Origin of the sequence: Actinomadura barringtoniae, assembly GCF_017573505.1 — a bacterium.
In the GTDB taxonomy this organism is placed as follows: Bacteria; Actinomycetota; Actinomycetes; order Streptosporangiales; family Streptosporangiaceae; genus Spirillospora; species Spirillospora barringtoniae.
Genome location: NZ_JAGEOJ010000004.1, coordinates 83,913 through 96,428 on the forward strand (window position 1 = coordinate 83,913; position 12,516 = coordinate 96,428).

Sequence of the window (12,516 nt, forward strand, 5' to 3'; positions counted from 1 at the left end):
GGGGTGGGCGGCCCGCCGGCCACGGTGCCGGCGGGACGAAGCCCCCGGGCCGCCGATCTGGATGACCGGCGGCCCGGGGGATGACTCAGGTGCGGGCCGTCTCCAGCTCGCGTTCGCCCGCGGGCGGCGCGGCGTCGTCACCGAGGGCGTGCCGAAGCTTCTCACCCTCGACGTCCACGTTGGGCAGGATCCGGTCCAACCAGCGCGGCAGCCACCAGGCCGACCGGCCGAGCACTGCCATCAACGCCGGAACGATCGTCATCCTTACCACGAACGCGTCGAAAAGGACGCCCGCGGCCAGCGCGAAGCCCATCATCTTGATCATCGACTCGCCGGAGAAGATGAACCCGGAGAAGACCGCCATCATGATCACGGCGGCCGCGGTGACCACCCGGGCGCCGTGCCGGAACCCGGTGACCACCGCCGCGCGCGGCTCGGCGCCATGCACGTACTCCTCGCGCATCCGGGTGACCAGGAAGACCTGGTAGTCCATCGCCAGCCCGAAGACCACGCCGATCAGGAAGATCGGCATCATGCTCATGATCGGCCCGGTCTCGGCGACGCCGAGCAGCGAGGCCAGCCAGCCCCACTGGAAGACCGCGACCACCGCCCCGAACGTCGCGGCGACGGTCAGCAGGAACCCCAGCGTCGCCGTGAGCGGCACCAGGATCGACCGGAACACCAGCATGAGCAGGATGAACGCCAGCCCGACGACCACACCGAGGTAGGGCAGCAGCGCGCCGCTGAGCTTGGCCGAGATGTCGATGTTCATCGCCGTGCTGCCGGTCACCGAGACGTCGGCGCCGCCTGAGGCGGGCAGATGCCGGATATTGGACACCAGGTCCTCGGTGGCCTTGCTGCTCGGCCCGCTCTTGGGCACGACCGACAGCAGCGCGGTGTTGCCGTCCTTGTTGGCCACCGGCTGGGTCACGGCCGCGACGTCGCCGAGCCCCTTGACCCGTCCGCTGAACCGCTGCGCGGCGGCCTTGGCGCCGTTCTCGTCGCCGGTGTCGACGACCACCATGAGCGGGCCGTTGAAGCCGGGGCCGAAGCCCTTCTCCAGCATGTCGTAGGCCTTGCGCTGGGTGGTGTCGGACGCCTTGACCTCGTCGCCGGGCAGGCCCAGCCGCAGGTCCAGTGCCGGGGCGGCCAGCACGCCGAGGCCGACGACGGCGAGCAGCAGCACCGGCAGCGGGCGGCGGACGATGAAGCGGGCCCACCGCTCCCCCACCGGCGGCTTGCCGTTCTTGCTCCGGCCGCCGCGCAGGCCCGGGATCCAGCCGCCCAGCACCTTGCGCCCGGCGAAGCCGAGCAGCGCGGGCAGCAGGCTGAGGGCGATCAGGACGGCGACGACCACGGCGAACGCGGCGGCCAGGCCCATCTCGGTGAGCATCGGGATGCCGACCACGCCGAGCCCGGCGAGTGCGATGACCACGGTGAGGCCCGCGAACACCACCGCCGATCCGGCGGTGCCGACCGCCCTCCCGGCGGCCTCCTCGCCGGTTCTGCCCTCCTCGAGCTCGTGCCGGTAGCGGGAGACGATGAACAGCGCGTAGTCGATCGCGACCGCCAGGCCCAGCATCAGCGCCAGCGTGGAGGTCGTGGAACTCATCTTCACCAGGCCCGTCGCGGCGGTGATGCCCGACATGGCGATGCCGACGCCGAGAATGGCGTTCAGCAGCGGCAGCCCGGCCGCGACCAGCGAGCCGAACGTGATGACCAGCACGATCGCGGCGACCGCGACGCCGATGACCTCGGTCGCGCTCTGCTCGGGCATGCCCTCGGTCGCGTTGCCGCCCATCTCGACCGTCAGCCCGGCGGCCTCGCCGGGCCGGCCGGCGGCGGTCAGCGCGTCGCGGTCGGACTGCTCGAGGTCGATCGGCGAGACCTTGTAGGTGACCTGGGTGTAGGCGATCCTGCCGTCCGGCGAGACCCCCTTGGCCTGGTACGGGTCGACGACGCCGGCGACGTCGGGCAGGGCCTTGAGCTTGCCGACCACCTGCTCGACGGCGGCCTTGTTCGCCGGTTCGGTGAGCGTTCCACCGTTCGGGGCGGCGATCACCACGCGTGCGGTCGCGCCGTCGGCGGAGGCCTGCGGCATCCGGTCCTTCAGGAGGTCGATCGCCTTCTGGGACTCGGTGCCGGGGATGGAGAAGTCGTTGGAGGTCGGGCCGGACAGGGTCGCGGCGCCGACGCCGAACAGCAGGAGCAGCCCCACCCAGAGCGCGGCGACCAGCTTTCGGCGCCGGAAGGAGAACCGGCCGAGCCGGTAGAGGAACGTGGCCAAAACGGAGATCCCATCGATCACGAGGGCATGCGGACATCGCCTCACGACGGGCCGGCCGTCAGGCGGATCTAACAGGGGGGTGGTGGGGGGTGGGGTGGTGCGGGTGTTAACGCCGCTCAGGAGGCGGCAGACCGGCGCGCATCTGGTCGAAGGCGTCGCGGACCAGGTCGGGCAGGTCGGTGTCGGCCTTGCCCTCGGTCCACAGGTCGACGGCCGCGCGCATGGCCGTTCCGGCGGCACCGGCGAGCAGGTGCGGGTAGAGGTCCCGCGCCACGTCGGTGCCGGTACGCGCCGCGACGATCTCGGCGATCTGCCGCTGCATCTCGCCGAGCCCGCCCAGCTGCTGGGCGATGAGTCCCGGGTTCTGCTTGACCAGCCGCATCAGCGCGATGGTCTCGTCCCGTGACTCCGACGGCAGGAGCACCTCGATCAGCACCTGCCGCAGCGAGTCCCAGACCGGCTCCTCGTCCGGCCGGACCCGCAGGCCGTCGATCACCGACTGCGCGCCGTCGGTGAGGGTGGCGACGATCGCCTCTTCCTTGCCGGGGAAATAGTTGTGGAACGTCCGGGGTGAGACCCCGGCCGCCGCCGCGATCGCCTCGACCGTCACGCCCTCCACGCCGTGCTCCACGGCCAGCCGCATGGCGGCACGGCTGAGCGCCTCACGGGTGAGGGCCTTCTTGCGCTCGCGCAGGCCCATCTCAACGGTCATGGGTCAACCGTAGGTCAATCTTGCACATCCCGCAAAGTTTCAGGGGCTGCCAGATTGCGTGATCTGCACCTCAGTGACGATCATCCCTGGTCACTCCAGGGGCAGCCCGACGTAGTTCTCCGCCAGCGAGGTCTTGGCGGCGACCGAGCCGCCGACATAGTCCAGGTGGGAGCGCTGGAGGCGGCGGGCGAAGTCGTCGGCGGCCGGATCGGCGTGCAGCAGGGTGGTCATCCAGTACGAGAAGTGCTCGGCGCGCCAGACCCGGCGCAGGCAGGTCGCCGAGTAGCCGTCCAGCAGTGTCTCCGAGCCCAACTCGTACCGTTCGATCAGCGCGCGGGCCAGGATCGTCACGTCCGACACCGCGAGGTTCAGCCCCTTGGCCCCGGTCGGCGGCACGATGTGGGCCGCGTCCCCGGCCAGGAACAGCCGGTCGTGGCGCATCGGCTCGGCGACGAAGCTGCGCATCGGCGTGACCGCCTTGTCGGTGATCGGCCCCTCGTGCAGCTTCCAGCCGTCGTCGGTCGCGAAGCGGGCGGCCAGTTCGGACCAGATCCGCTCGTCCGGCCAGGCGGCCAGGTCCTCGTCCGGCGCGACCTGCAGGTAGAGGCGGCTGACCTTGGGCGAACGGAGGCTGTGCAGGGCGAACCCGCGCTCGTGGCCGGCGTAGATCAGCTCGTCGGTGGACGGCGCGACGTCGGCGAGCACGCCCAGCCAGGCGAACGAGTACTCGCGTTCGAACGTGCGCAGGCCCGGCACCGCGGGCCGGCTCACGCCGTGGAAGCCGTCGCATCCGGCGACGTAGTCGCACTCCAGCGTCCGTACCGCGCCCTCGTGCCGGAAGGTCACGCTCGGCGCGATCGGGTCGATCTCGACCACCTCGGCTTCGAAGCGCACGTCGCCGCCGTCGGCCAGCCGCCGCGCGACCAGGTCCTTCACGATCTCGGTCTGCGCGTAGACGGTCACCGTACGGCCGGTCAGGTCGGTCAGCGGGATCCGGTGCGAGGCCCCGCCGAACCGCAGCTCCAGGCCGTGATGGACCAGCCCCTCACGGTCCAGGCGCTCGCCGACGCCGCTCTCGCGCAGCACGTCGGTGGTGCCCTGCTCCAGCATCCCGGCGCGCTGCCGGTGCTCGACGTAGGCGCGGTCGCGGCTCTCCAGCACCACGGACGCGATCCCCTGCCGATGCAGCAGGTGGGAGAGCAGGAGCCCCGCGGGGCCGCCGCCCACGATCGCCACCTGGGTACGCATGGTGCCTCCTAGACCTCTTCGGGGGGACCCGCCGACTCGCCGCGCCAGTGCGCGGTGACGTCGCGGGAAAGTGCGCGGGCCGCCGTGAGCAGCGGCGGGAGGAGCCTGCGGACGTCGACCGTACGGCTCCGTACGACTAGGGAGAGGGCGGCGATCACCGAGCCGCCCGCCGCGCGCACGGGCGCGCCGACCGAGGCGGCGCCGAGCGTCATCTCGTCCTTGGTGACCGCGTAGCCGTTCGCGCGGACCTCGGCCAGGCAGCGGCGCAGCTCGTCGGGGTCGGTGATCGTGCGGGCCGCGTGCTTGGTGAGGCCGCCGCCGATCAGCTGGTCGGCGACCGCGTCGGGCGCGTACGCCAGCAAGACCTTGCCCACGCCGGTCGCGTGCAGCGGCAGCGCCGCGCCGACCTGCGTCACGGTCGGCACGGACCGGGTGCCGCGCAGCCGCTCGACGAACAGCGCGCGCCCGTCGCGCAGGACCGCGAGCTGCACGTTATCGTGCGTCGCCTCGTACAGGTCCTCCATGTGCGGCAGCGCCAGCTCGCGCAGCCCGGTCACCGCCGTGGCCTGGCTGCCGATCCGCCAGAGCCGGGTGCCGATGCGGTACGTGCCGTCCGGGCCCCGGTCCAGGAACCCGCCCTGCACGAGCTCGCCGACGAGCCGGTGCCCGGTCGCCAGCGGCAATCCGGTGCGGCGGCACAGCTCGGTCAGGTTCAGGCGGACGTCCCCGGCCGCGAACGCGTCCAGGATCGCCATGACCTTCTGCGCGACGGTCTTCATTCTTCGGCCAGCACGCTCCGCGCCACCGCGAAGGCGGCGTTGGCGGCGGGCACCCCGCAGTAGATCGCCGTCTGGAGGAGGACCTCCTTGATCTCCTCCGGCGTCAGGCCGTTGCGGCGCGCGGCCCGTACGTGCATGGCGAGCTCGTCCAGGTGGCCGCGCGCGACGAGCGCGGTGAGCGTGATGCAGCTGCGGGTCCGGCGGTCCAGGCCGGGCCGGGTCCAGATCTCGCCCCACGCGTAGCGGGTGATCATGTCCTGGAAGTCGGCGGTGAACTCGTCGGTGCCCGCGACGGCCCGGTCGACGTGGGCGTCGCCGAGCACCTCGCGGCGGGTCTTCATGCCCTCGGCGTGCCGCTGCTCGTCGTTCATCCGGGCTGTCCCTTCCAGGTGCGGTCCAGGTGGGCGGTGATGGCGGCGGTGACCGGGCCGGGGCGTTCGGCGACGGCGAGGTGGCCCGCGCGCTCGAGAACCAGCAGCCCGGCGCCGGGGATGCCGGCCGCCAGGACCTCGGCGTGCCCGGCGGGCGGGGTCGGCCCGTCCTCCGCGCCCGCGATGACCAGGGTCGGCGCGGCGACCTCGCCGAGCCGCCCGGTCGCGTCGAAGCGGGCGAGCGCATCGCAGCACGCCGCGTACCCCTCGGGGTCGGCGGCGGCGAGCATCGCCACGTACGGCGCGGAATCGTCGAAGCCCGCGGTGAACCAGCGAGCGGCGGCGCCGCCCGTCAGGGCCGCCGTCCCCTCGCGGCGGACGAGCGAGGCCCGTTCGTGCCAGCCCTCGGGCGGGCCGAAACGCGGCGAGGTGCAGCACAGGATCAGGCTCGCGACGCGGTCGGGCTCGCTCAGCGCGAGCGCGGTCCCCACCGCGCCGCCGATCGAGACGCCCGCGTAGGCGACGCGGCCGATGCCGAGCCGGTCAAGCAGATCCGCGATCGCCGCCGCCAGGTCCTCGATGGTGAACGGCTCGGCGGGCGCGGGTGACTCGCCGTGCCCGGGCAGGTCGTAGCGCAGCACGCGCCAGCGCTCGGTGAGCGCTGGCATCTCGTGCCGCCAAAGGTCGGTGGTCGTGCCGAGGGAGGGGCCGAGCACCAGGACGGGCGCGTCCTCGGCCCCGTCGAGGCGGTGCGCGAGGATCATCCGAGGCTCCTTCGGTAGGCGGCCAGCGCCCGGTCCACCAGTTCCGGGGCCGCGCCGGGACCGGGATCGGCGCCGACGGTCTTCAGCAGGTCGTCGAGGTTGGCCCGCATCCGGTCCGGGGCGACCTCCAGGCCGTCCAGCAGTTCGGCGGCGGTCTCGGCGGCGCCGCCGGTCAGCCGCAGGCACTCGCGCAGCGGCTCCCACTCGGCGTGCCACTCCCCCGCCGGCCGTTCGTGCGGCGTGGCCTGCGCGGCGAGCAGGATCTGCACGTGCGCCGGGACCTGAAGCGCGGCGGCGCGGATCATCGTCGCGAGCGCGGGGTTGCGCTTGTGCGGCATCGCCGACGATCCGCCGCGTCCGGGCGCGGCGGGCTCGGCCACCTCGTCCACCTCGCTCTGCGCCAGCAGGACGACGTCCGTGGCGATCTTCCCGAGCGCTCCCGAGGCCAGGCCGAGGGCGGAGGCCAGGTCGATGATCGGCGTGCGGCGCGTGTGCCAGGGCAGATCCGGCTGGGCCAGGCCGTTCTCGGCGGCGAAGGCGGCGACCAGGTCCAGGCCCTGCGCGCCGTAGTCGCTGAGCGTGCCCGCCGCCCCGCCGAGCTGCACGGGCAGGCGTACCGCGGCCAGCCGTTCACGCGCCTCCAGGACGCCCATCAGCCACCCGGCGGCCTTGAGCCCGAACGTGATGGGCAGCGCCTGGCGGCCGAGCGTGCGGCCCACCATGGGGACGTCGCGATGCGTCTCGGCCAGCTCGGCCAGGGCCGCGAGCGCGCGATCGAGCGCGGTCAGGATGCCGCCGCGCGTACGGTCGGCGACCAGCATGGCGGCCGTGTCGACGATGTCCTGGCTGGTCGCGCCGCGATGAACGTCCTCCCCCGCCTCGCCCACCAGGCCGCGCAGGTCGGCGACCAGTGGAACGACCGGGTTGCCCGCTCCCCGCGCGCGCCGCGCCAGCTCTGGCAGGTCGAAGTTCTCCGCCCGCGCCGCTGAGGCGATCGCGTCGGCCGAGTCCTGCGGGATCATGCCGAGGCGCGCCTGGGCGCGGGCCAGCGCGGCCTCGGCGTCGAGCAGCGCCTGCAGCCAGGACCGGTCGCCGGTGGCGGCCTCGGCCGCCGTCCCGGCGCGCACCGGCGACAGCAGACCGGCGTCCGGCTGCTCAGCGTTTCCCGAGGGGGGACGACCTCCCGCACCCCCCGGCCCGACTTCGTCGGCCTCAGAAGGCAAGGAAGACCGTCTCCCGTTCACCCTGCAGGTAGATGTCGAAGCGGTAGGAGCCGTCGGAGCCCTCGTCGGCGATCAGGGTGTCGCGCCGTTCGACCGGGACCCCGTTCAGCAGCACGTCGCTCTCGTGCGCGGCGGTGTCCTCGGGGAAGTACATGCGGGTGAAGACCGGCTTCAGCAGGCCGCGCGCGAAGATCAGCACCGACAGGTACGGCGCGCAGCCCGGGCCGGTCGAGCCGGGCTTCACCGTACGGAACCAGTAGGCCCCGGCCACGTCGGTCGCGCACCGGCCGAACCCCGAGAAGCCGTGGCCGTCGCGCCGCAGGCCGCCCGGCCTGGCCGGGATCCGGCCGTCCTCGTCGGCCTGCCAGACCTCCACCAGCGCGTCGGGAACGGTGACGCCCGCGCCGTCGAACACCCGGCCCTGCACCTTGATGGCCTCCGGCCGCCAGCCGAACACGATCTCGGGGCCGCCCTCGTACGGCAGCGCGTCGCCGAAGAACGGCCCGACCGTCTGCGAGGGGGTGGTCATGGCGCCGCCTTGTCTGGACTGAGGAGGGAGGAACGACCGACGAGGGAAGACGAGGCGTCGATGCGCCATGACCCGGAGCGGCGGAGCCGCGACCATGAGCAGGTCATCACGCCTCCATCGGGGTGTCGCCGAGCACGATGTCCCAGGTGTAGCCGAGCGCCCACTCCGGCTCGGTCACGTCCATGTCGAACCGGGCGATCATCCGTTCCCTGGCGTGCCGGTCCGGCACCGACTGGAAGATCGGGTCGTAGGGGAACAGCGGGTCGCCCGGGAAGTACATCTGGGTGACCAGCCGCTGGGTGAACGCCCTGCCGAACACCGAGAAGTGGATGTGCGCGGGCCGCCAGGCGTTGTGGTGGTTGCGCCACGGGTAGGCCCCGGGCTTGATCGTCACGAACCGGTAGTACCCGCGATCGTCGGTCAGGCAACGGCCCGCCCCGGCGAAGTGCGGGTCCAGCGGCGCCGGATGCTGGTCGCCGGCGTGCGCGTACCGCCCCGAGGCGTTGGCCTGCCACACCTCCAGCAGCGTGCCGGGGACCGGCCTGCCGTGGGCGTCCAGCACTCGCCCGGTCACGATGATCCGCTCGCCGAGCGGCTCGCCGGTGCTCTGCCGGGTGAGGTCGGCGTCCAGCGCGCCGAGCTCGGCGTGCCCGAAGACGGGCGCGGTGAGCTCGACGGAGTCCGGGCCGAGCTTGGGGATGACCGGGGGCTGGGCGGGCGCGCGCAGCACGGTGCTCTTGTACTCGGGATACATGTACGGGGGATGGGTCATGCGTGTGCCCTCTTCTCCTGAACGCCGGCCACGGGCGGCTCGGTGGCCGCCCTGACCTGTTCGGCGGTCACGCCGGGCGCGGTCTCCACCAGGACGAGTCCCTCCCCCGTCACGTCCAGCACGGCCAGATCGGTGATGATCCGGTCCACGCAGCGCGCCCCGGTGAGCGGCAGGGAGCACTCGTCCACGATCTTCGGCGTGCCGGACCGGTCGGTGTGGCCCATCACCACGATCACCCGCCCGGCGCCGTGCACCAGGTCCATGGCCCCGCCCATGCCCTTGATCATCTTGCCGGGGACCGACCAGTTGGCCAGGTCCCCGCGGGCCGACACCTGCATGGCGCCGAGCACCGCGATGTCGATGTGACCGCCGCGGATCATGCCGAACGACAGCGCCGAGTCGAAGTAGGCGGCGCCCGGCAGCGCCGTGACGGTCTCCTTCCCGGCGTTGATCAGGTCCGGGTCCACGCCGTCCACGTCCGGGTAGGGGCCGACGCCGAGCACCCCGTTCTCCGCGTGCAGCACGACCTCGCGCCCCTCCGGGACGAAGCCCGGGATGAGGGTGGGCAGGCCGATCCCCAGGTTCACATACGCCCCATCGGGCAGTTCCTGCGCGGCTCGGGCCGCGATCTCGTCTCTCGACCAGGCCATCAGCGCACCGTTCTCTTCTCGATCGGCTTGTCGGCCGCCTGTTCCGGAGTCAAGCGCACGACGCGCTGGACGAACACCCCCGGCAGGTGCACATGGTCGGGATCCAGCTCGCCCGGCTCGACCAGCTCCTCCACCTCGGCGAGCGTCACCCGGCCCGCCATCGCGGCGAGCGGGTTGAAGTTGCGCGCCGACTTGTCGAAGACCAGGTTCCCGTGGCGGTCGCCCTTGGCTGCCCTGACCAGCGCGAAGTCGGTGGTGATGGACTCCTCCAGCACGTAGTGGCGGCCGCCGAACTCGCGGACCTCCTTGGCCGGGGAGGCGACCGCGACGCTGCCGTCCGGCGCGTACCGCCACGGCAGGCCGCCCTCACTGACCAGCGTGCCGACGCCCGCCGGGGTGTAGAACGCCGGGATGCCCGCTCCCCCTGCGCGCAGCCGCTCGGCCAGCGTGCCCTGCGGCATCAGCTCGACCTCCAGCTCACCGGCCAGGTACTGGCGGGCGAACTCCTTGTTGTCACCGACGTAGGAGCCCATCGCCCGCGCGATCCGCCCGGCGGCCAGCAGCCGCCCGAGCCCGCGCCCGTCCAGCCCGCAGTTGTTGGAGACCACGGTGAGGTCACCGGGTCCGAGCTCGTACAGCGCACCGATCAGCACCGCCGGCACCCCGCAGAGGCCGAAGCCCCCGACGGCGAGGGAGGCGCCGTCTCCGATGCCCGCGACGGCCTCCGCCGCCGACGCCACGACCTTGTCCATGCCCTCACTCTCTCAGCGACCCCTCACACCGATCATGGCGGGTTTCCGTTCACCGGAAACCCGTCGCCGTCACCGGTGGACTCTCCGCCCGGACCCCATCACCATGTAGTGGCCGGTATCGGGGGCCGCAGGGGGACTCATGACCGTCTCGCAGCAGAAGACGCCTGACGGCGCGTCCGTCCTTACAACCGCGGCTGAAGAACCGCCGTGGACCGTGCTGGTCGCGGCGGACCAGGCGTCGTGCCCGCCCGAGCAGCGAGCCGAGTTCCGGCACGAGCTGGCCTCGGTCATGCGGCTCGGGTACGAGCGGGTGCTGCTGCTGCGGCTCGTCCGGCCGGTGCCCATCCGGCAGGGGCCGATGCCGGGGGCGATCGCGACGATGGCGGCGCTGGGCCTGGTCGCCTCGTGGCCCTACCTGGTCAACGTGGTCGCGGGGCTGGCGGCGCGCGACGTGTCGATGCACGGCCCCCGCGCCCACCTCTACGGGGCGCTGCTCAGCCTCGCCTGCGCGCTGATGCTCGCGATGGCGTGGGCGGGCTGGCGGTACGCCGAGCGGAGCGCGGACCGAGTCGCCGACCTGGTGTGCGCCTCGCCGGAACGCGACAGCTTCAGCGGCTGGCTCGAACGCCGCCTGCGGGCGCGCTGGCAGGTCGCGTGCGGCCTGCTGGGGCTCCTGGTCGGCGTCACCGGGGCGTACGTGGACCTGAGCCGCCCGGCCGGTCATCACGCGGACCTGGTGCTGGCCTACCTGCCCGCGACGTGGACCGGGTTCCTGGGCGGCGGGGTGCTCTACTGGGTCGTGGTCGCCGCCTGGACGCCGCACCGGCTGCGGCGCTGCTCGAACCTGCGGCTCACCTGGATGGACCCGGCGAGCACGCCGGGCCTGGTGCGGCTCTGCGCATGCTTCGCCCTCATCGCGGCCGGGGTCGGCTTCGGCGTCATCACCATCGAGCTCGCGGGCGTCGCGGCGGCGGCGAAGGACCCGCCGCTGCCGCTGCTCTTCTTCGTCTACGGCTTCCCGGTCGTGGCCGCCCTGCTGGCGCTGTACGCGGCCGTCCTCCCGTTCATGACGCTGTCGCGCCTGGTGCGCGCCTACCAGGCCGAGGCGCTGGGCCCGCTGCTGACCCAGATCGCCCAGCCCCCGCCGCGCCTGATGCTCGACAAGGGCCTCAAGGAGGCGGCCGACGTCTACCGGAACGTCCGCTCGCAGCGCGCCCTCCCGATCCGTACCTGGGCGATCCTGCAGTACGTGACCGGGATCCTCGCCTCCCTGATCATCTTCTTCGTCCAGCAGGCGCTGCGCTGACCCTGCTCGGGCCCGCCCATGCCCAGGGCCGACCTGCTCAGGGCGAGCCCGCTCAGCCCTCGTACACCTCGGGCAGCCCGAACACCGCGAACAGCGTGGTGTCGAAGAACGCGCCGACGTGGGCGATCTCGCCGCGGTCGTCGATGCTGAGCACCTGGAGCTGGAACGGGCGGTGCACGCCGTCCTCGTCGCGCCGGTACATGCCGAAGGCGGGCTGGCCGTTGGCCAGCGTCGGCACCAGGACGAGCTCGCCCGGGGCGGGGTTGCACTGCCTGCTGATGAGGCGGCCGATGTTCTCCGCGCCGACGAACCACTCGGGGAACGGGGGCATCTCCCAGTGCGCGTCCTCCTTGAAGAGCTTGACGAGCCCTTCGATGTCGGCCTTCTCGAAGAGGGTGGCGTAGCGTTCCAGCAGCTCCCGCTGCTCGGGGTCGCTCGGCTCGGCGAGCGCGTCCTGGTCGGGGGCGACCTGCTCCAGCTGCGCCTTGGCGCGCTGCAGCGCGCTGTTGACGGCGGCGGTGGAGGTCTCCAGCAGCTCGGCGACCTCCGCGGCCTTCCACTTGAGGACGTCGCGCAGGATCAGCACGACGCGCTGCTTGGCGGGCAGGTGCTGGAGGGCGGCGATGAAGGCCAGCCGGGTGCTCTCGCGCGAGGTGACGATCGAGGCCGGGTCGACGGCGTCGGAGCCGAACACGCTGTCGGGCGCGGGCTCCAGCCAGGGCACGTCGTCGAGCGCGACGACGGGCCGGTCGGGGTCGCTCGGCCCGCCGAGGCCCGACGGCATCGGCCGCTTGCCGCGCTGGTCGATCGCGGTCAGGCACACGTTGGTCGCGATGCGGTAGAGCCAGGTGCGCAGGGAGGAGCGCCCCTCGAACCGCTCGTAGGAGTTCCAGGCGCGCAGGTAGGTCTCCTGCAGCAGATCCTCGGCGTCGTGGATCGAGCCCAGCATCCGGTAGCAGTGCGCCAGAAGCTCGCGCCGGTACGGGTCGATGATCGTCTCGAATTCGGCGTCGGCGGTGGTGTTCGCCATGATCCTTTACCTCACTGCACGGCACGGTGTCTGAAACGCTTCAACTGCTCTGGCCTAAGAACGTATGCCACACCTACGACAGAACAGCTGTCA

At 72.6% G+C, this 12,516-nt stretch carries 13 protein-coding genes; 1 reads left to right on the forward strand and 12 read right to left on the reverse strand.

The window, feature by feature from the left end:
- Nucleotides 1-85 precede the first annotated feature (85 nt).
- The 11 genes from J4573_RS10240 to J4573_RS10290 form a co-directional block, all read right to left on the reverse strand.
- Nucleotides 86-2,308: an MMPL family transporter gene (locus J4573_RS10240; protein ID WP_307796586.1), complete on the reverse strand. Its 2,223-nt coding sequence runs from the start codon at nucleotides 2,306-2,308 to the stop codon at nucleotides 86-88.
- A gap of 85 nt (nucleotides 2,309-2,393) precedes the next feature.
- A complete protein-coding gene (locus J4573_RS10245; protein WP_208255117.1) occupies nucleotides 2,394-2,999 on the reverse strand; it encodes an acyl-CoA-like ligand-binding transcription factor in 606 nt (201 codons plus the stop codon).
- A 90-nt stretch (nucleotides 3,000-3,089) separates the two neighbouring features.
- Nucleotides 3,090-4,247 carry a 4-hydroxybenzoate 3-monooxygenase gene (locus tag J4573_RS10250; RefSeq protein ID WP_208255118.1) on the reverse strand — a complete coding sequence of 386 codons (1,158 nt, stop codon included), beginning with the start codon at nucleotides 4,245-4,247 and terminating at the stop codon, nucleotides 3,090-3,092.
- 8 nt (nucleotides 4,248-4,255) lie between these two features.
- A complete protein-coding gene (locus tag J4573_RS10255; RefSeq protein ID WP_208255119.1) occupies nucleotides 4,256-5,026 on the reverse strand; it encodes an IclR family transcriptional regulator in 771 nt (256 codons plus the stop codon).
- Entirely contained in the window at nucleotides 5,023-5,397 is a 375-nt protein-coding gene (gene pcaC / locus J4573_RS10260; RefSeq protein WP_208255120.1) for a 4-carboxymuconolactone decarboxylase, read from the reverse strand. The genes J4573_RS10255 and pcaC overlap by 4 nt, the downstream gene beginning before the upstream one ends.
- Nucleotides 5,394-6,161, reverse strand: a complete 768-nt coding sequence (gene pcaD / locus J4573_RS10265; protein WP_208255121.1) for a 3-oxoadipate enol-lactonase — start codon at nucleotides 6,159-6,161, stop codon at nucleotides 5,394-5,396. The genes pcaC and pcaD overlap by 4 nt, the downstream gene beginning before the upstream one ends.
- Nucleotides 6,158-7,288, reverse strand: coding sequence for a 3-carboxy-cis,cis-muconate cycloisomerase (gene pcaB / locus J4573_RS10270; RefSeq protein WP_307796587.1), 1,131 nt, complete (start codon nucleotides 7,286-7,288; stop codon nucleotides 6,158-6,160). The genes pcaD and pcaB overlap by 4 nt, the downstream gene beginning before the upstream one ends.
- Nucleotides 7,289-7,373: 85 nt before the next feature.
- On the reverse strand, nucleotides 7,374-7,913 hold the full coding sequence (gene pcaG / locus J4573_RS10275; RefSeq protein ID WP_208255122.1) for a protocatechuate 3,4-dioxygenase subunit alpha: 540 nt from the start codon (nucleotides 7,911-7,913) through the stop codon (nucleotides 7,374-7,376).
- 106 nt (nucleotides 7,914-8,019) lie between these two features.
- Entirely contained in the window at nucleotides 8,020-8,685 is a 666-nt protein-coding gene (gene pcaH, locus J4573_RS10280) for a protocatechuate 3,4-dioxygenase subunit beta (RefSeq protein WP_208255123.1), read from the reverse strand.
- Entirely contained in the window at nucleotides 8,682-9,335 is a 654-nt protein-coding gene (locus J4573_RS10285) for a CoA transferase subunit B (RefSeq protein WP_208255124.1), read from the reverse strand. Before J4573_RS10285 ends, pcaH begins: the two co-directional genes overlap by 4 nt.
- Nucleotides 9,335-10,087 (reverse strand): CoA transferase subunit A, encoded by a 753-nt coding sequence (locus tag J4573_RS10290; RefSeq protein ID WP_208255125.1) that lies wholly within the window; start codon nucleotides 10,085-10,087, stop codon nucleotides 9,335-9,337. The genes J4573_RS10285 and J4573_RS10290 overlap by 1 nt, the downstream gene beginning before the upstream one ends.
- Before the next feature lie 139 nt (nucleotides 10,088-10,226).
- Here J4573_RS10290 and J4573_RS10295 point away from each other — a divergent pair, with 139 nt between their 5' ends.
- Entirely contained in the window at nucleotides 10,227-11,393 is a 1,167-nt protein-coding gene (locus J4573_RS10295) for a hypothetical protein (RefSeq protein WP_208255126.1), read from the forward strand.
- 52 nt (nucleotides 11,394-11,445) lie between these two features.
- Here J4573_RS10295 and J4573_RS10300 read toward each other — a convergent pair whose 3' ends face one another.
- Nucleotides 11,446-12,423 (reverse strand): sigma-70 family RNA polymerase sigma factor, encoded by a 978-nt coding sequence (locus J4573_RS10300; protein ID WP_208255127.1) that lies wholly within the window; start codon nucleotides 12,421-12,423, stop codon nucleotides 11,446-11,448.
- Nucleotides 12,424-12,516 lie beyond the last annotated feature (93 nt).